Origin of the sequence: Thiohalocapsa marina, from assembly GCF_008632335.1 — a bacterium.
Classification (GTDB): Bacteria; Pseudomonadota; Gammaproteobacteria; order Chromatiales; family Chromatiaceae; genus Thiohalocapsa; species Thiohalocapsa marina.
The window spans coordinates 1-18,055 of record NZ_VWXX01000007.1 but is presented as its reverse complement, the minus strand read 5'-3'; the positions used below and the strand labels follow the sequence as shown (position 1 = coordinate 18,055).

Below are 18,055 nucleotides of genomic sequence, written 5' to 3'. Positions count from 1 at the left end.
TTCTGGCCCTTCCTCTCCATGTTAGCCCCGACATGACCGACCATCCAGCGCGGCTACCCTCGCGGGCTCTGTCAGCGTCCTCTGCGGAGTCGCCGGTGGCAGCCGAGTCCATCCGTGTCCGCGGCCTGGTGCAGGGGGTCGGCTTTCGGCCCACCGTGTGGCGTCTTGCCACTGAACTCGGTCTGCAGGGCTCGGTGCGAAACGACGGCGAGGGCGTTCTGGTAACGCTCTGGGGCGACGCCGATGCGCGGAACGCATTCTGCGAGCGCCTGCGCCGTGACTGCCCGCCGTTGGCGCGCATCGATGCGCTGGAGCGCACGCCGCTGTCCGGCCAGGACCGACCGCGGGGGTTCGCCATCGTCGACAGTGCCGCCACCAGTGTGCAGACCGGCGTGGTTCCCGATGCGGCCGTCTGCGACGCCTGCGCAGCAGAGATCGCTGATCCGGCCAACCGCCGGTTCCGCTATGCCTTCACCAATTGCACCCATTGTGGCCCGCGCCTCAGTATCGTGCGCGCCATCCCCTATGACCGCGCCAACACCAGCATGGCGGCCTTCCGGCAATGCCCTGCCTGTGCCGCGGAGTATGCCGATCCCGCAGATCGACGCTTCCATGCCCAGCCCAATGCCTGTCCCGTCTGTGGGCCACGGGTCTGGCTGCAGGACGCCGATGGCCAGCCGGTTGACCAGCCTGCCAGCGAACCTGCGAGCCAACCTGCGAGCCAGGCTGCCATTGGTGCCCTGGCCGACCCCATCGCCGTCGCCAGCAGGCTGCTCGCCCAGGGGCGAATCCTCGCGCTGAAGGGCATCGGCGGCGTTCATCTGGCCTGTGACGCCACCAACCCTGCGGCTATCGCCGAGCTGCGTCGACGCAAGCGCCGCTGGGCAAAGCCCTTTGCGCTGATGGCGCGGGACCTGGACGTGATTCGGCGCTATTGCACCGTGACGCCAGCGGAGGCGGACCTGCTACGCAGCCCGGCCGCACCCATCGTGTTGCTGGCCCCCAACGGAGGTGAGGGCCTGCCGTCCGGGCTGGCCCCCGGACAGCACAGCCTGGGGTTCATGCTGCCTTACAGTCCGCTGCATCGGCTGTTGCTGCAGGACTGGTCCGTGCCCTTGGTGATGACCAGCGGCAACAGCAGCGACGAGCCCCAATGTATCAACAATGACGACACCGTCCGTCGGCTCGGCGATCTCGCAGACGCCTTTCTGCTGCATGACCGCGACATCGTCAACCGGGTGGACGACTCCGTGGCGCGGATCATGGACGGGGCGCCGCGACTGCTGCGCCGGGCACGGGGCCATGCGCCGGCACCGCTGCGCCTGCCGGAGGGCTTTGTTGATGCGTCGCCCATCCTGGCCATGGGGGGCGAACTCAAGAGCACCCTCTGCCTGGTGCAGCACGGCCAGGCGGTGCTGTCGCAGCACCTTGGCGACCTGCATGAGACCACCACGCTGCTGGAGTACGAGCGCACCATCGCCCTGTACCGCGCCCTGCTGCAGCACCGGACACAGCTGGTGGTAGTGGACGCCCACCCTGGTTACCACTCGGGCCGGACCGGACGCGCGCTGGCGGCGGCGGAGGGCCTCGCACTGCTGGAGGTGCAGCACCATCGCGCCCATGTGGCCGCGGTGCTGGCGGACAACGGCTGGCCGCTGGACGGCCCGCCGGTGCTCGGCATTGCCCTGGATGGCTCGGGCTATGGAGACGACGGCAGCATCTGGGGTGGTGAGTGCTTCATCGGCGGTTACCGGCAACTGACCCGGGTCGCGCACCTGCAGCCAGTGGCGTTGCCGGGCGGCACCCAGGCGATCCTGGAGCCCTGGCGCAACCTGTTCGCCCAGATCGTCGCCGGCATCGGCTGGGAGGCCTTCCAGCGGCAATACCCTGATCTGGCGATCACGGCGCGCCTTCGGCAGCGGCCCGTCGCCGTGCTTAGCCGGATGATCGCCGCCGGCGTCAATTCGCCCATGACCTCGTCCTGCGGTCGGCTGTTCGACGCCGTTGCTGCCGCGCTGGATATCTGCGCGGACGGCATCCGCTACGAGGGGCAGGCGGCCATCGAACTGGAATCCCTGTGCCAGGGCATCGCGCCCGATCACGGCTATGCGTTCGCGCTCCGGGCGGACACCGCGGCATTGGTGCTGGATCCAAGCCCGATGTGGCGGCAGTTGTTTGATGATCTGGCGGAGGGGGTCGAGGCCCCGCTGATCAGCGCCCGCTTCCACGCCGGACTGGCGGACGCCGTGGTCGGGCTTGGCGCACGCCTCGCCTCGGCCCGGGGTATCGACACCCTGGCCCTGTCCGGCGGCGTGTTCCAGAATCGCACCCTGTTCGAGCGCGTCAGCCAGGGCCTGCGGGCCCGGCAGTTCAAGGTCCTGGCCCACCGGCAGGTGCCGAGCAACGACGGCGGCCTGGCGCTCGGGCAGGCGGCCATGGCGGCGGCGCGGCTGCTCAGGCCGCTGCGTTCCAGCGCGCTGGTCGCGGCTGGTAGCGGTGGGGGATGAGGATGGTGGGGGCGAGCTGTTCCGGATCCTGCTGCTGGAAGTCCAGCGTGTAATGCAGGCCGCGGCTCTCGCAGCGGCGTTGCGCTGACTGCACGATCAGGTCGGCCACCTCCACCAGGTTGCGCAGTTCCAGCAGGTCGTTGTCGACGCGGAAATCGCTGTAGTTCTCGATGATCTCCTGGCGCAGCAGGTCGATACGGCGCTTGGCGCGCTGCAGACGCTTGTTGGTACGCACGATGCCGACATAGTCCCACATGAATCGGCGCAGTTCCTCCCAGTTGTGCGAGATCACCACCTCCTCGTCCGGCTCGGTGACGCGACTGGCGTCCCAGGGCGGGATGTCCGACGGCGTCGGCCACTGCGGTGCCAGCGACAGGATGTCCGCCGCCGCCAGTTCGGCGAAGACCAGGCATTCCAGCAGCGAGTTGCTGGCCATGCGGTTGGCGCCGTGCAGGCCGGTGTAGGCCGCCTCGCCAACGGCGTACAGCCCCGGGATGTCGGTGCGGGCGCGGGCATCGGTGAGGATGCCGCCGCAGGTGTAATGCGCCGCCGGCACCACCGGGATGGGCTCGCGGGTCATGTCGATGCCGAGTTCGAGGCAGCGGGCATGGATGGTGGGGAAGTGCTCGCGGATGAAGTCCGGCTCGCGGTGGGAGATGTCCAGCAGGACGTACTTGCTGCCGATGCGCTTCATCTCATGGTCGATGGCGCGGGCGACGATGTCGCGCGGCGCCAGTTCGGCGCGCGGGTCGAAGCGCGGCATGAAGCGGTCGCCGTTGGGCAGCAGCAGTCGCGCCCCTTCGCCGCGCAAGGCCTCGGTGACCAGGAACGACTTGGCCTTGGGGTGATACAGGCAGGTGGGATGGAACTGGATGAATTCCATGTTGGCCACCCGGCTGCCGGCGCGCCAGGCCATGGCGATGCCGTCGCCGGTGGCGACGTCCGGGTTGCTGGTGTAGAGATACACCTTGCTGGCGCCACCCGTTGCAACCACCACGAAACGCGCCAGATAGGTCGACACCTCGCCGCTGTGACTGTCCAGGATGTAGGCGCCGACGCAGCGATGATCCTCGCCGCCGAAGCGGTCGGCGGTGATGAGATCGATGGCGGTGTGGTGCTCGAACAGCTCGACGTTGGGCTGTACGCGGATGCGACCCTCGAGCGTGTCCTCCACGGCGCGGCCGGTGGCGTCCGCCGCATGCACCACGCGCCGGTGGGAATGACCGCCCTCGCGGGTGAGGTGGTAGCCGTCGGAGGCTCGGGCGTCCTCGTCGCGGGTGAATTTCACCCCCTCCTTGAGCAGCCAGCGGATGTTTTCCGGGCCGCGCTCCACCACCAGCCGAACACGGTCTGCGTCGCATAGTCCGGCGCCGGCGTCCAGGGTGTCCTGCACGTGCGACTCCACCGAGTCCGCCGCATCGAGCACGGCGGAGATGCCGCCCTGGGCGTACAGGGTGTTGCCCTCGCGCAGTTCGCGTTTGGAGATGATGCCGATGGACAACTCCCCGCCCAGCCGCAGGGCCAGGCTCAGGCCGGCTGCGCCGCTGCCGATGATGAGGACGTCGTGTCGATGGATATGGCTCATGGCGGGGGTCTCGAATGTGCGTCGCTACGGTGCTGGGCTGGGGCCAAGACCTCAGTATGCCCCAAGCCGGGGTGTCGTGCTGCCCGGGTTGATGTACCCGTCGGTTTCCGACACGAACCGCAGAGCAGGCGACGCAGGCGGAGATGACGCAGAAAAGATCAGCAAACTCGGACGTTTCCCGGTGTTCTCTGCGCCTGCGGTCGATCAGGTTTAGGCAAGGGCACGACGCTGTCGTTGCATCTCGTCACCGTCGGGCTGATGGACAGGGCTCGCAGGGTATATGATGGATGGCCGCCCGCGGCGCCACAGCGTGAAACGGGCCGCCGTCCGATTCACAGGTGCAGAACGTTCTGCGGGTGACGGGTGCAACGAACTTTCTGCAGTCGATGGCTGTCAATGCCTGCAAGGCGCCGACAGCATCCAGGACCGGGTGTTTACGTGTCTGAACGAGAGATCGATCAAGCGCTGGTGGAGCGTGCGCAGGGCGGAGACCGGCGTGCCTTCGACCTGCTGGTGCTGAAGTATCAGCAGCGCGTGGCAAAGCTGATCGCGCGCTACATCCGTGACCATGCCGAGGTGCTCGACGTCACACAGGAGGCGTTTCTCAAGGCCTACCGGGCGTTACCTGGCTTTCGCGGAGAGAGCGCCTTCTATACCTGGATCTACCGCATCGCCATCAACACGGTCAAGAACCACCTGGTGGCGCAGGGGCGACGACCGCCGGCGGATGACCTGGACAGCGAGATCGCCGAGCAGATGGACATGGGCGAGCGATTGCGCGATGCCGCCACCCCGGAGCGGGAACTGCTGACGGACGAGATCGCTCAAACCGTGCAGGCTGCGCTGGAGGAACTGCCGGACGATCTGCGCACCGCGATCGTGCTGCGCGAACTGGAGGGGATGAGCTATGAGGAGATCGCCACCACCATGGAGTGTCCGATCGGCACCGTGCGCTCGCGCATCTTCCGCGCCCGCGAGGCCATCGACAAGCGGCTGCGCCCCTTGCTGAGGCCCTAGGCCGAACCAGACCCAACCCTTCCGACACCCGAACCGATGATCTCACCCGAGACTGCCGCGATGCATGACGATCCGCGACCTACTGACCTGCAACAGACCCTGTCCGCGCTGCTCGACGGCGAATGCCCGGCCAGGGCGCTCGGCCCAGAACTCGACCGCGTCCTCGGCGACCCCGACGCCCGCGCCCGTTGGGAACGCTACCACCTGATCGGCCGCCTGATGCGGTCCGAGGCGGTGGATCTGGACGCCCGGGACATTGCCGCGCGGGTGCGCGAACGCATCGGCAGCGACCTGGTGCCCATGCGCCGGCGAACGCGCTTGCCGTCGCGGACCTGGTCGCCTGCGCGCATCCGTCAGGTTGTGCCCCTGGCCTCGGCCCTCGCTGCCAGTGTCGCCGTGCTGGCCGTGGTGATCGGTAGCAGCGGCATGCCCGGATTCGATCCCGGATTCGAGCCAGGCGGGCCCGGACCCCTGGTCGCCGCAGAACCTGGCGAACCGACCTGGACCCAGCCCCAGCTCCAGCCTGGCAGCAGCGCTGAAGGTGCGGCGCTCGCAACTGCAGAACCCCGCTGGCAACAATCCGACCCCCTGGTAAGGGCCAAGCTCGACAGCCTGTTGCTCGACCATCAGGAACGCCTGTCGCAGACCGGAATGCCCGGGTTCGTGTCCTATACCGCCGTCGTCGGTTATGAGTCGGGTCGCTGATCGCGGCGCCGCCCTGCGGCGTAGCCAGAATACGCGTCGCTGGTCTCCGTGGCTCGGAGCAGTGCACGGACCCATGGCCCTGGCGCTGCTGCTGATTGCCGGCGTCCCTGCCATGGCACCGGCGGCAGCTCTGGCGGCGGACAGCGCCACGCCAGCCGCCGCCGAGGCGGAAGCCAAGTCCGCCGAGGCCCTGCTGGTACGCATGAACCACGCGCAGAACGCCCTGGAGTACGAGGGCACGCTGGTCTACCTGCACGGCACCCGGCTGGCCACGCTGCATGTCGCCCGGCGTCTGGACGACGGGATGCCGCGAGAGCGCCTGCTGGCGCTCACCGGACCGGTGCGCGCCCTTGCCCGGACCGATCAGGGCATCGCCTGCATGCTGCCGGATTCGGCCCCGATCATGCTGCCGGTCACCGAGGCCGACGGACCGACCCCGAGCGCGGCACTGCGCTCGGGCCCCGTGGACTTCGACCGGCTGCGGGCGTACTACCAGCTCGAATACCTGGGCGTGGCGCGGATCGCCGGACGGGACACCGACGTCGTGGGCATCCTGCCGCGAGACAGCTATCGCTACGGCTACCGCTTCTTCATCGATCGCGCGTCCGGGCTGGCGCTGAAGACCGACCTCATCGGTGAGGATTCCTTGCCCATCGAACAGGTGATGTTCACGAACGTGCATATCCGGAATGAAGCGGTCCAGGACCCAGGGGTTCCGGCCCCCACACGCCGCAACCCCCCCGCCGAAGCAGGCTTCGGTGCAGAACCTGGAGCCAAGGTCGCAACCGGAGCGGCCACCGATGCAGAACCCGGCCAGGCCGCGGGTGGTGACTGGACGCTGACAGCCATGCCCCCCGGATTCCGCATCATGGCGATGGAGCGGCGCGACGAGGCGGAGCGCGATCAGTCGGGCACGGAGCAGGCGGCCCAGGACCCCGAGACGGGCGAGCCGGCGATTGGCAAGCCGGCGAACGGCGATCGGGCAAACCGGAAACAACTGCTTGGGATGGCGCAGATCGTGGTCGGCGACGGCCTGGCGTCGGCGTCGATCTACATCGAGCCCCCGGGGGAACGGGGGCTCAACGGTGCCACCCAGCTGGGCGCGATCACCGCCGTGGGCGGCCCGGCAGGGGAGTACCATGCAACGGTCATCGGCGAGATCCCCGAGCGCAGCGCCCGTCTGCTGCTGCGGGGCCTGCGGCGCACCAGTCACTGACCCTTGGTTGCCGGGGAGCGGATCCACGTGATCGAACAGCAGGCCATCGTCATTGCGCAGCGGGGCGACTCCGTCGAGGTGGAGCCCCTGCGTCAGCAGACCTGTGGCCAGTGCAGCGCCCAGGGCGCCTGCGGCACCTCATTGCTGGACCAGTTCCTCGGCCGACGGCCCCTGCGTCTGACCCTGATCAACAGTATCGGCGCTCGCCCGGGCGAGCGCGTGGTGGTGGGCATGCCGGAGCAGGTGTTGCTACGCGCCGCGCTGTCGGCCTATCTGGTGCCGCTGCTGGCGTTGCTGGCCGGCGGCATTGTCGGTGGGGAACTGACGGCATGGGCCGGCCTGCCGGCGGTGGAGGCCGCTTCCATCGGTGGTGCGCTGGCGGGTCTGGTGCTCGCAATGCGGTGGTTACGCCGTTATAGTATCGGGTTGGCCGTCGACGCCCGCTGGCGCGCCGTGCTGCTGCGACGCGTCGATCCGCACCCTGCCGGGGTGCCGGTGAAGCTCGGCTGACAGACGCCGGACCGGCAAACGGACCGGCAGCCAGAACAGCAGACGGATCAGAAGACAGATTTGAACCAGGTCACCCCAAACGCCCTATGGCCGTAATCATGCACAGAGTACTTGCCGCGCTGCTGAGCGTTCCGCTGCTGGCGGTGACCGCTGCATTCGCAGACGCGGCGGCAGAGGCGCCGTCGTCGGTGGCGTCGCGCCCGGCCCTGGTCTATGCATTGCCGGACTTCACGGTGCTGGTGGAGCGCAACGGCCCGGCGGTGGTGAACATCAGCACCAAGCAGAGCCTGATGTACGGTCCGCAGGAGTTCGGCGGCGAGGACGGCCTGCCGGAGGACAGCCCCCTCTACGACTTCTTCCAGCGCTTCTTCGGCGAGGACGGCACCATCCCGGAGGACGTGGACCCCGGTCGTTCCCTCGGCTCGGGCTTCATCGTGTCCGCGGACGGCTATGTGCTGACCAACTCCCATGTGGTGGAGGCGGCGGACGAGATCATCGTCCGTACCAGCGACCGGCGCGAGTTCATCGCTACTATCATCGGCGCCGACGAGCGCAGCGACATCGCGCTGCTGAAGATCGAGGGCGCCGACCTGCCCAGCGTGCGCATCGGTTCCGCTGGCGACCTCAAGGTGGGCGAGTGGGTGCTCGCCATCGGCTCGCCGTTCGGGTTCGAGCATTCCGCCACCGCCGGCATCGTCAGTGCCAAGGGCCGCAGCCTGCCGACGGAAAACTACGTGCCCTTCATCCAGACGGACGTGGCCATCAACCCGGGCAACTCCGGTGGTCCGCTGTTCAACCTCGACGGCGAGGTGGTCGGGGTCAACTCGCAGATCTACAGCCGCACCGGCGGCTTCATGGGGCTGTCCTTCGCCATCCCCATCGATGTCGCCATGGACGTGGTGCAGCAACTGAAGGAGAAGGGGCGCGTCAGCCGCGGCTGGCTGGGGGTGCTGATCCAGGACGTGACCCGCGAGCTGGCGGAGACCTTCGGCCTGCGCCATCCGCGCGGCGCGCTGGTGGCTCAGGTGCTGCCCGGCAGCCCGGCAGAGGCGGCCGGACTGCGTGCCGGTGACATCATCCTCAGCTTCAACGGCAAGGACATCGCCATCTCCAGCAACCTGCCGCCGCAGGTGGGCGTCGCCGAGGTCGGCAGCATTGCCCGGGTGCAGGTGCTGCGGGACGGCGAGATCATCGAATTGCCGGTCCTGCTGGCCGAACTGCCGGAGGACGACGCCATGATGGCGCTGTCCGGGCAGGTGGAGCGAGCGGCGGCGAATCGCCTCGGCCTGGTGGTGATGGACCTCAGCGACGAGGAGCGCGAGGAACTGCGCGTACCCGAGGGCGGTGTCCTGGTGGACAGCGTCGAGGACGGCCCGGCGCAACAGGTGGGCATCCGCAGCGGCGACATCATCGTCAGCTTCGACGGTCAGCCGGTGACGGACGCCAAGACCTTCCGCGGCCTGCTGGAGGCCGTCAAGCCGGGCCAGTCGGTGGCCGTGCTGGTGCAGCGCGGCGACGGCCGCATGTTCTACCCCATTCGCATCCCGGCGGAATAGCAGGCCCCCGCGCGCGCCCTGGCTGCCGGTCGGCGCCCGTGACGATCGACCGGCCCCGACCGGTGCCAGACAGGCGCCAAACAGGGCGCGTGACGCCCGGACGCACTTCACCCCTTTCCAAGGATCAGTCTCTCCCCGATGTCGGATCTGAAGCACATTCGTAACTTTTCCATCATCGCGCACATCGATCATGGCAAGTCCACCATCGCCGACCGGTTCATCCAGCACTGCGGTTCCCTGACCGACCGCGAGATGTCCGCGCAGGTGCTGGACTCCATGGACCTGGAGCGCGAGCGGGGCATCACCATCAAGGCGCAGAGCGTCACCCTGGATTACCCGGCGCGGGACGGGCAGGTCTACGAGCTGAACTTCATCGACACCCCCGGTCATGTGGACTTCTCCTACGAGGTGTCGCGTTCCCTGGCGGCCTGCGAGGGGGCCCTGCTGGTGGTGGACGCGGCCCAGGGTGTCGAGGCGCAGAGCGTCGCCAACTGCTACACCGCGATCGATCTGGGGCTGGAAGTGCTGCCGGTGCTGAACAAGATCGATCTGCCCTCGGCGGAGCCGGATCGGGTGATCCGCGAGATCGAGGAGATCATCGGCCTGGAGGCGCATGACGCCCTGCGGGTCAGTGCCAAGACCGGGCTCGGTATCCCGGACCTGCTGGAGATGCTGGTGGCCCGGGTGCCGCCGCCCCAGGGCGATCCGGACGCACCGCTGCAAGCCCTGATCATCGACTCCTGGTTCGATTCCTATGTCGGCGTGGTGTCGCTGATCCGGGTCATGAACGGCACCCTGAACAAGCGCGACAAGATCAAGGTGATGTCCACCGGCCGCGTGCATCAGGCCGACAGCATCGGCGTGTTCACGCCGAAGAAGACCGAGCGCCCGCAGCTCGGCCCCGGCGAGGTGGGCTTTCTGGTGGCCGGCATCAAGGAGATCGACGGCGCCCCGGTGGGCGACACCATCACCGGGGCCGACCGGCCGGCGGAGGCGCGGCTGCCCGGTTTCCGCGAGGTGCAGCCGCGGGTCTTCGCCGGCCTGTATCCGGTGTCGTCCGACGATTATGAGGACCTGCGCGATGCCCTGCGCAAGCTGCGGCTGAACGACTCGGCGCTGTTCTACGAGCCGGAGACCTCGCAGGCGCTGGGGTTCGGCTTCCGCTGCGGCTTCCTCGGCATGCTGCACATGGAGATCATCCAGGAGCGACTCGAGCGCGAGTACGACCTCGACCTGATCACCACGGCCCCCACCGTTGTCTACGAGGTGCTGCAGTCAGACGGCGAGCTGATCAAGGTGGACAATCCGGCCAATCTGCCGGAGACCGGCAAGATCCAGGAGATCCGCGAGCCCATCATCGAGGCGCACATCCTGGTGCCGCAGGATCTGCTCGGCGGCGTGATCACCCTCTGTATCGAAAAGCGCGGCGTGCAGAAGCAGCTGCAGTACCTGGGCGGCCAGGTGCAGGTCACCTACGAGCTGCCGCTGAACGAGGTGGTGCTGGACTTCTTCGACCGGCTCAAGTCCGTCAGCCGCGGTTACGCGTCCTTCGAGTACGAACTCAAGCGCTTCCAGGTGGCGGACCTGGTCAAGCTGGACATCCTGATCAACGGCGACCGCGTCGATGCCCTGTCGCTGATCGTGCACCGCAGCAACTCGCAGACGCGCGGGCGCGAACTCACCGAACGCATGAAGGACCTGATCCCGCGGCAGATGTATGAGGTGGCCATCCAGGCCGCCATCGGCAGCAAGATCATCGCACGCACCACGGTCAAGGCCCTGCGCAAGAACGTCACGGCCAAGTGTTACGGCGGTGACGTGACCCGCAAGCGCAAGCTGCTGGAGAAGCAGAAGGCCGGCAAGAAGCGCATGAAGCAGGTCGGACGGGTGGAGATCCCGCAGGAGGCCTTCCTTGCGGTCCTGCAGGCCGGTAAAGATACTTGATAGCCCGAACCCGACCGGCCATATCCAATCGGCTAAAACCCATCGGCCATAACCCATCGGCGAGCCCTGTCTTGCCGTCACTGACAGTCGCCATCCGATGACACGACATGAGTTTTGATTTTCCCACCTTTCTCGTCGCTGCCACCGCCATCACCGGCATCATCTGGCTGATCGATGCCGTCATCTTCGCGCCCCGCCGCAAGCGTCTGGCGCTGGAGTCGGCCCCAGCCGGAGGCGGTTCGGCGCAGCAGCAGGCGGCGATCGCGTCCGTCGCCGAGACGACCTACAAGGAGCCGGTGCTGGTGGAGTATGCCCGGTCCTTCTTCCCGGTGCTGCTGATCGTGCTGCTGCTGCGATCGTTCGTGGTAGAGCCCTTCCGCATCCCGTCGGGATCCATGATGCCGACGCTGCTGGTGGGGGATTTCATTCTGGTGAGCAAGTCGTCATACGGCCTGCGCTGGCCCATCACCAATGGCAAGTTCCTGGATCTGGGCGAACCCGAACGCGGTGACGTGGTGGTGTTCCGTTTTCCGGAGAATGAGGCCGTCGACTACATCAAGCGCATCGTGGCCGTGCCGGGCGACGAGGTCTACTACCGGAACAAGACCCTGTACGTCAACGGCGAGCCCATGCGCCAGGTCATGCTGCCGCGGTATGTGGGCGAGGGCGCCGGCAAGGGGCACACCGGCGCCCTGCGCGCGGTGGAGCACATCGGCGAGCTGGAGCACGAGATCCTGATCAACCCGCGCGCCCGGGACTTCCCGGGCGGCTGCGATGTGCTCGCCTACGGCCCGGTGACAGTTCCCGAGGGGGCGTTCTTCGTCATGGGCGACAACCGCGACAACAGCAACGACAGCCGCTGCTGGGGCATGGTGCCGGAGGACAATCTGGTGGGCAAGGCATTTGCCATCTGGATGCACTGGGACAGCCAGCGTGATGGCTTCCCCATCGCCTTCGGCCGTCTCGGCGACGGCATTCGCTGACCCGACGGCACTGTGGCAAGGAACCGATGATCCGCAAGCAGACAATCCACGGGCAACGCGGCGCCGGTCTGGGGGGCGTCCTGATCGTGCTGGCGTTGATCCTGTTCTTCGCCAGCGTCGCCATCAAGACGCTGCCCGCCTATGTGGCTTACTGGCATGTGCGCTCTGCCATGCAGGCCATGCAGGAGCGGCCGGACCTGATCCAGGCGGGCCCGGCGGCGGTGCTCGACGGCATCGCCCGGCAACTGTCCATCGACGGCGTCGAGGGGGTGGATCGGGATGCCTTCGAGGTACAGCGGACGCCCGCTGGCTTCGACCTGCTACTGGCCTATGAGGTCCGCCGGCACCTGGTCTACAACCTGGACCTGGTGCTGAGCTTCTCTCACCAGGAGGCGTTCGACCGACCGTGAAGGCCGCTGAACCCGCACGTCTGCTGGCGCAGCTGCTGGGCGATGATGCAGACCCGGCGCAGGTTCCGCTGTTGCGCCAGGCGCTGACCCATCGCAGCGCCGGCCCGCGCAACAACGAGCGGCTGGAGTTCGTCGGCGACGCCCTGCTCGGACTGGTCATTGCCGATGCCCTCTGGCAGCGGTTTCCCGATGCGGACGAGGGCGAACTCAGCCGTCGCCGCGCCGCGCTGGTCAACAAGGAGAGTCTGGCCGGTCTGGCGCGGGGCCTGCGTCTCGGCGACTACCTGTGTCTGGGCCCCGGCGAGACGCGCACCGGCGGGCATGCGCGGGACTCCATCCTCGCCGATGCCCTCGAGGCGGTGATCGGCGCGGTGTATCAGGCCCAGGGCTTCGCCGTCGCGCGCGACATGGTGTTGCGGGTGTTCGCGCAGTCGCTGGCCCGGATCGGCCAGCAGGACGCCGTCAAGGACCCCAAGACCCGGCTGCAGGAGATACTGCAGGCGCGTCGGCGGCAACTGCCGGACTACGCCCTGGCGGATGTGGGCGGCAAGCAGCATGCGCAGCGCTTTGCCGTCCATTGCCGTCTGCCGGACCTGGGACTGATCAGCCAGGGGGAGGGCACCAGCCGCCGCCGGGCCGAACAGGACGCCGCCGAGCAGATGCTGAAACTGTTGCAGGAAGGAGGCCGGCATGACTAACCGCTGCGGCTATATCGCCATCGTCGGCCGGCCGAATGTCGGCAAGTCCACGCTGCTCAACCGGCTGCTGGGCCAGAAGCTGGCTATTACCTCGCACAAGGCACAGACGACGCGGCACTCCATCCTCGGCGTCAAGACTGTGGATGGCGGTCAGATGCTGTTCGTCGATACCCCGGGGATCCATGCCCGCGGCGGCTCCGCGCTGAACCGCTATCTCAATCGCACGGCGCGGGCGACGCTGGCAGACGTGGATCTGGTGCTGCTGCTGCTGGAGGCGCCGCGCTTCACCAGCGAGGACGAACTGGCGCTGAAGGCGGTGATCGCCGCCGGTCGGCCCACCATCGCGGTGGTCAACAAGATCGACCTGATGCGTGACAAGACCGCCTTGCTGCCCTACCTGGGCGCGCTGGGTCGGCGCCATGCGTTCGCGGACATCGTGCCGGTGTCCGCGCGCCGGGGAGATCAGCTCGAGCGGCTCGAGCAACTGATCCTGGCGCAGCTGCCGGAGGCGGACAACCTGTTCCCGGACGACCAGCTCACCGACCGTTCCGAACGCTTCTTCGCCGCCGAACTGCTGCGCGAGCAACTCACGCGGCGCTATGGCGAGGAACTGCCCTATCAGACCACGGTCGAGATCGAACGCTTCGAGGACCAGGGCGGGCGCTACCTGATCCATGCCCTGATCTGGGTGGAGCGCCCCGGTCAGAAGGCCATCATCATCGGCCATCGCGGCGAGGCCCTGAAGGCGGCCGCCACACAGGCGCGGCACGCGATGCAGGCCTTGTTCGACCGCCCGGTGCATCTGGAGGTCTGGGTCAAGGTCAAGGACAGCTGGAGCAGCGACGAGGCGGCCCTGGCCAGCCTGGGCTACAGCGAACGCTGACCGCGGCGGGTCGGGTTCCGCGCCGACGCAGCACCGGCACGGCATGTTCCCAGCCGACCGCGACCGCCTGCAGCCGGGCTTCGTCCTGCACCGGCGCGACTACTCCGACAGCAGCCTGCTGCTGGAGGTCTTCACCGGTGAGCACGGCCGGCTGCCGCTGCTGGCCAAGGGGGCCAAGCGTGGTCGTGCACCGAGCGCGGCGTTGCTGCAGCCGTTCACGCCGCTGTTGCTGGCCTGGCGTGGTCGCGGCGAGGTACAGACCCTGGTGCGCGTTGAGCCCGCCGGGCGGCCCGTCGCCCTGGTCGGCGATGCCCTGTACTGCGGCTTCTATGTCAACGAGCTGCTGACACGGCTGCTGGGCCGGCAGGATCCCCATGAACGGCTGTTCCTGTTCTACCAGATGGTGTTGCAGGAACTGGCGGCGAGCAGGGACCTGGACACGCCGTTGCGGCGGTTCGAGCTGCGCCTGCTGGCAGAGCTGGGCTATGCCGTGGAACTCGACCGCGACGCGGAGCAGGGGTTGCCGGTGCAGCCGCATCTGTACTACGTCTACAGCCACGAGCGTGGTCTGCTGCCGGCGCTGTCGCCCCAGGGCGACGGGGCGGTCAGCGGTGCGACGCTGCAGTGCCTGAGCCGGGGCGAGGCCCTGAGCGGCAGCCAGGCGCGCGAGGCACGACGCCTGCTGCGTGCGCTGCTGGCGCCCTATCTCGGGGATCGGCCGCTACGCAGCCGCGCCCTGTTTGCCGCCCGCCCCCGGCGACCGGCCGGTACATGAACGGCATATGACAGGCACCTGACCCATTCAGCCAGAGGAACCAGAACCATGGCAACGCCCGAGAACCCGCCCGGCAGGGCACCCATCCTGCTCGGCGTCAACATCGACCATGTGGCGACCCTGCGCGAGGCGCGCGGCACGCGCTATCCGGAGCCGATTCAGGCGGCCTTGGTGGCGGAACAGGCGGGGGCCGATGCCATCACGCTGCATCTGCGCGAGGATCGCCGTCATATCCAGGATCGCGACGTGCGCCTGTTGCGCGACATCCTGCAGACGCGGATGAACCTGGAAATGGCGGCGACGCCGGAGATGGGGCGCATCGCCAGCGAGATCCAGCCACAGGACTGCTGCCTGGTGCCGGAGCGTCGCGAAGAGCTGACCACCGAGGGCGGTCTGGACGTGGCCGGCCAGCGACGGACCCTCAGTGACTTCTGCGCGCTGCTGGCGGAGGCCGGGGTGCGCGTGTCGCTGTTCATCGATGCCGATCCGGTGCAGCTGGACGCCGCCGCCGAGGTGGGCGCCCCGGTGGTGGAGATCCACACCGGCCACTACGCCGATGCGCGCACCCCGGAGGCGCGCGCGGCGGAGCTCGCCCGCATCCGGCGCGCCGTCGAGCACGGGCGCGGACTCGGCTTGCAGGTCAATGCCGGCCATGGGCTGGACTACCACAACGTACAGGCTGTGGCGGCGCTGCCGGGCATCAGCGAACTCAACATCGGCCACTCGATCATCGCCCGGGCGGTCTTCTCCGGCCTGGCAGACGCGGTGCGGGAGATGAAGGCGGTCATGCTGCGGGGGGCTGGTTTGCCATGCATGTTGACACCCTGACCTTCGTCTTCGCCATGGCGCGTGGCGAGCCCGAACCCCTGACGCGACATCGCACCAAGGCGGCGGTGCCTTTCGGCGGCAAATACCGGGTGATCGACTTCACGCTGGCCAACTGCCTGCACTCGGGGCTGCGGCAGATCCTGGTGCTGACGCAGTACAAGTCGCACTCGCTGCACAAGCATCTGCGCGACGCCTGGTCGCTGTTCAATCCGCAACTCGGCGAGTTCATCACGCCAGTGCCGCCGCAGATGCGCGATGGCATCGGCTGGTATCGCGGTGCGCTCGATGCCCTGCGGCAGAACCGGTATCTGATCGAGCGCAGCCCGGCTAGCCAGGTGATGCTGCTGGACGGTGGTCTGGTGTACCGCATGGATTACGCCGAACTGATTGACTTCCACCGGGAGCAGGGCGCTGCGGTGACCTGCGCGTTGCGTCGCCAGGAGGACGCCGCGGCCGGTGGCGCCGGGCTTGGCATTGCCTGTGATGCCGCGGGGCGCATCATCGGAATGACACTGGCGCCAGACACGGACCCAGACCCGGATCCGGCACAGCAGACGCCGGCTGGCGTCGAGGCGCCCCTGGGGGCCTATGTGATCGACAAGGCCCTGCTGTTGTCCCGACTCGACCGCCTGGCCGCAGCGGAGGCATCTGCGGTTGATCCGGCATCCGTTGACGAGGGAGCGCCCGGGGCCTTTCCGGGCGTCTGGGCCGACATCGGGCGGCATCTGCTGGCGCCGCTGATCCCGGAGCAGGCGGTCTTCGGCTACCGCTTCGGCGGTGAGCGAGGGCGGGTGACGCCGGACCGTTACTGGGCCGACCTGGGCTCCATCGATGCCTACTTCCGCGCCAACATGGCCCTGCTGGAGGCGGAGCCGCCGCTGGACCTGTATCAACCGGACTGGAACATCCTGACCTACCAGGGCCAGTTTCCGCCGGCACGCACTGTCCCCGGCTCCGTGTCCGGCACCGAGGGCATCTTCGTCAACTCGATGCTCGCCGCTGGCAGCGTGATTCACGGCGGAGGCGTCAGCCATTCGGTGCTGTTTCCGCAGGTTCAGGTCGACGACGGCGCCATCGTCGATGAGGCCATCTTGTTCGAAGGGGTCAGGGTCGGCGCAGGGGCCCAGATCCGCCGCTGCATCTGCGACAAGGACGTCGTCATCCCGGCCGGGGCGAAGATCGGTTTCGATCGGGGCGAAGACGAGGCACGCTTCTTCGTCTCTCCGCAGGGAATCGTGGTGATTCCGAAGGGACAGCGCCTCTGAAACCTGCACGTTTCGATCCGTTTGTCGCCTCCGGTCCCGACCGCCGGGGCCGCGGTGGTCCCGCCCCGGATGACCGGGCGGGGCGCGGCCGATAGGAAGGCCGATGGCAAGTCCGGTGGAACTGTTGCGCGGGGTCTTTGAACGCCTGCTGATTGCCTACGGTCCCCAGGGCTGGTGGCCCGCTGAGACCCCGTTCGAGGTCATGATCGGCGCCGTGCTGACACAAAACACGGCCTGGATCAACGTGGAGCGGGCCTTGCAACGGCTGAGCGCACGGGTACCGCTGCGGGCCGACACGCTGCTGGCACTGCCGGAGCCGGACCTGGCAGAGGCAATCCGGCCGGCGGGGTATTTCAACGTCAAGGCGCGGCGCCTGCGGGCCTTCTGCGCGACGCTGCTGGAGTCCGGTGGCGAGCCGGCCCTCGCCGCCATCGACACCCCGCCGTTGCGGCGCCTGTTGCTGGACATCCATGGCGTCGGACCCGAAACCGCCGACGATATCCTGCTCTACGCCTTCGACCGCCCGGTGTTCGTCGTCGATGCCTATACGCGCCGGCTGTTCGGTCGCCTGGGCTGGCTCGCCGGCGACGAGACCTACGACCAGATCCGCCTGGGCTTTGAGCAGGCCCTCGGCCCCGATGTGTCTCTGTTCAACGAATACCACGCGCTGATCGTCCGTCACGCCAAGGACGTCTGCCGCGCCCGCAAGCCCCGCTGCGCCCAGTGCTGCCTGATGGATATCTGTCCGGCTGCCTTAGCCTGACTGAATCAACCGCGGAGGCGCGTCATGGCCTAGGTGCGCCGCCCCCAGCGCGACCGATACCGTGCACGCGCTCCCGAGCGGGCGAATCGGCCCGAGGGCGGGCCTCCTACGAAGAAGGCGACGGTGGCGCGTCCTCATATCGGAATGATGGTACGTCCCCAATTTCCGCGCCGAGCATAGCATTTCACGACGCGCATCGGCCCGAGGGCGGGCATGCTACGGCCGTCGATGCCGCACCCGAATTGTGAAGGTCTTTGATTTAACGTTATTTCCGTTACCCTCTCTCGCCACAGGCTCGATTCGGCTTGACAGACGCTACGTTTGTGATTCTAACCCGCAAATCTCACCAAGGGATTGAAGGAGGGCGGCTCTATCTGGCATAAGGGTTGTGCGATCAACGACTTGTGCCG

At 67.9% G+C, this 18,055-nt stretch carries 16 protein-coding genes; 15 read left to right on the top strand and 1 reads right to left on the bottom strand.

Annotated features, from left to right (window positions below):
• Positions 1–95: 95 nt before the first annotated feature.
• Positions 96–2,507: a carbamoyltransferase HypF gene (hypF, locus tag F2Q65_RS07080; protein WP_170265581.1), complete on the top strand. Its 2,412-nt coding sequence runs from the start codon at positions 96–98 to the stop codon at positions 2,505–2,507.
• On the opposite strand, the gene nadB is transcribed toward hypF, so the two are convergent.
• The gene (gene nadB / locus F2Q65_RS07075) at positions 2,455–4,092 is read right to left on the bottom strand and encodes an L-aspartate oxidase (RefSeq protein ID WP_150091848.1); all 1,638 of its coding nucleotides are present in this window, start codon (positions 4,090–4,092) and stop codon (positions 2,455–2,457) included. The two genes, hypF and nadB, sit on opposite strands and share 53 nt — an antisense overlap.
• A gap of 438 nt (positions 4,093–4,530) precedes the next feature.
• Here nadB and rpoE point away from each other — a divergent pair, with 438 nt between their 5' ends.
• From rpoE to F2Q65_RS07005, 14 genes are all read left to right on the top strand, one after another.
• Positions 4,531–5,109 (top strand): RNA polymerase sigma factor RpoE, encoded by a 579-nt coding sequence (gene rpoE, locus F2Q65_RS07070; protein WP_150091846.1) that lies wholly within the window; start codon positions 4,531–4,533, stop codon positions 5,107–5,109.
• 60 nt (positions 5,110–5,169) lie between these two features.
• Entirely contained in the window at positions 5,170–5,814 is a 645-nt protein-coding gene (locus tag F2Q65_RS07065; RefSeq protein ID WP_170265579.1) for a sigma-E factor negative regulatory protein, read from the top strand.
• A 73-nt stretch (positions 5,815–5,887) separates the two neighbouring features.
• Positions 5,888–7,030, top strand: coding sequence for a MucB/RseB C-terminal domain-containing protein (locus F2Q65_RS07060; protein ID WP_170265577.1), 1,143 nt, complete (start codon positions 5,888–5,890; stop codon positions 7,028–7,030).
• Between the two features lie 27 nt (positions 7,031–7,057).
• Positions 7,058–7,540, top strand: coding sequence for a SoxR reducing system RseC family protein (locus F2Q65_RS07055; protein WP_150091840.1), 483 nt, complete (start codon positions 7,058–7,060; stop codon positions 7,538–7,540).
• A gap of 98 nt (positions 7,541–7,638) precedes the next feature.
• Positions 7,639–9,096 carry a DegQ family serine endoprotease gene (locus F2Q65_RS07050; RefSeq protein WP_150091837.1) on the top strand — a complete coding sequence of 486 codons (1,458 nt, stop codon included), beginning with the start codon at positions 7,639–7,641 and terminating at the stop codon, positions 9,094–9,096.
• Between the two features lie 138 nt (positions 9,097–9,234).
• Complete coding sequence (lepA, locus tag F2Q65_RS07045; protein WP_150091836.1) at positions 9,235–11,040, top strand: translation elongation factor 4; 1,806 nt, start codon at positions 9,235–9,237, stop codon at positions 11,038–11,040.
• Positions 11,041–11,147: 107 nt separating this feature from the next.
• A complete protein-coding gene (gene lepB, locus F2Q65_RS07040) occupies positions 11,148–12,023 on the top strand; it encodes a signal peptidase I (RefSeq protein WP_150091834.1) in 876 nt (291 codons plus the stop codon).
• Between the two features lie 26 nt (positions 12,024–12,049).
• Positions 12,050–12,433 (top strand): DUF4845 domain-containing protein, encoded by a 384-nt coding sequence (locus F2Q65_RS07035; protein ID WP_150091832.1) that lies wholly within the window; start codon positions 12,050–12,052, stop codon positions 12,431–12,433.
• Positions 12,430–13,131, top strand: coding sequence for a ribonuclease III (gene rnc / locus F2Q65_RS07030; RefSeq protein WP_386115743.1), 702 nt, complete (start codon positions 12,430–12,432; stop codon positions 13,129–13,131). The genes F2Q65_RS07035 and rnc overlap by 4 nt, the downstream gene beginning before the upstream one ends.
• Positions 13,124–14,014: a GTPase Era gene (era, locus tag F2Q65_RS07025; RefSeq protein ID WP_150091830.1), complete on the top strand. Its 891-nt coding sequence runs from the start codon at positions 13,124–13,126 to the stop codon at positions 14,012–14,014. The genes rnc and era overlap by 8 nt, the downstream gene beginning before the upstream one ends.
• A gap of 43 nt (positions 14,015–14,057) precedes the next feature.
• The gene (gene recO, locus F2Q65_RS07020; protein ID WP_150091828.1) at positions 14,058–14,789 is read left to right on the top strand and encodes a DNA repair protein RecO; all 732 of its coding nucleotides are present in this window, start codon (positions 14,058–14,060) and stop codon (positions 14,787–14,789) included.
• A 48-nt stretch (positions 14,790–14,837) separates the two neighbouring features.
• Entirely contained in the window at positions 14,838–15,617 is a 780-nt protein-coding gene (pdxJ, locus tag F2Q65_RS07015; RefSeq protein WP_150091826.1) for a pyridoxine 5'-phosphate synthase, read from the top strand.
• Positions 15,599–16,882, top strand: coding sequence for a glucose-1-phosphate adenylyltransferase family protein (locus tag F2Q65_RS07010; RefSeq protein WP_150091824.1), 1,284 nt, complete (start codon positions 15,599–15,601; stop codon positions 16,880–16,882). The genes pdxJ and F2Q65_RS07010 overlap by 19 nt, the downstream gene beginning before the upstream one ends.
• A 103-nt stretch (positions 16,883–16,985) precedes the next feature.
• Positions 16,986–17,645, top strand: coding sequence for an endonuclease III domain-containing protein (locus tag F2Q65_RS07005; protein ID WP_150091822.1), 660 nt, complete (start codon positions 16,986–16,988; stop codon positions 17,643–17,645).
• Positions 17,646–18,055: the final 410 nt, after the last annotated feature.

Bases quoted from the DNA above. Each gene is read 5' to 3' on its own strand.
- nadB (WP_150091848.1), bottom strand. From the start codon at position 4,092: ATGAGCCATATCCATCGACACGACGTCCTCATCATCGGCAGCGGCGCA.
- F2Q65_RS07065 (WP_170265579.1), top strand. From the start codon at position 5,170: ATGCATGACGATCCGCGACCTACTGACCTGCAACAGACCCTGTCCGCG.
- F2Q65_RS07060 (WP_170265577.1), top strand. From the start codon at position 5,888: ATGGCCCTGGCGCTGCTGCTGATTGCCGGCGTCCCTGCCATGGCACCG.
- F2Q65_RS07050 (WP_150091837.1), top strand. From the start codon at position 7,639: ATGCACAGAGTACTTGCCGCGCTGCTGAGCGTTCCGCTGCTGGCGGTG.
- lepA (WP_150091836.1), top strand. From the start codon at position 9,235: ATGTCGGATCTGAAGCACATTCGTAACTTTTCCATCATCGCGCACATC.
- lepB (WP_150091834.1), top strand. From the start codon at position 11,148: ATGAGTTTTGATTTTCCCACCTTTCTCGTCGCTGCCACCGCCATCACC.
- F2Q65_RS07035 (WP_150091832.1), top strand. From the start codon at position 12,050: ATGATCCGCAAGCAGACAATCCACGGGCAACGCGGCGCCGGTCTGGGG.
- era (WP_150091830.1), top strand. From the start codon at position 13,124: ATGACTAACCGCTGCGGCTATATCGCCATCGTCGGCCGGCCGAATGTC.
- recO (WP_150091828.1), top strand. From the start codon at position 14,058: ATGTTCCCAGCCGACCGCGACCGCCTGCAGCCGGGCTTCGTCCTGCAC.
- pdxJ (WP_150091826.1), top strand. From the start codon at position 14,838: ATGGCAACGCCCGAGAACCCGCCCGGCAGGGCACCCATCCTGCTCGGC.
- F2Q65_RS07010 (WP_150091824.1), top strand. From the start codon at position 15,599: ATGCATGTTGACACCCTGACCTTCGTCTTCGCCATGGCGCGTGGCGAG.
- F2Q65_RS07005 (WP_150091822.1), top strand. From the start codon at position 16,986: ATGGCAAGTCCGGTGGAACTGTTGCGCGGGGTCTTTGAACGCCTGCTG.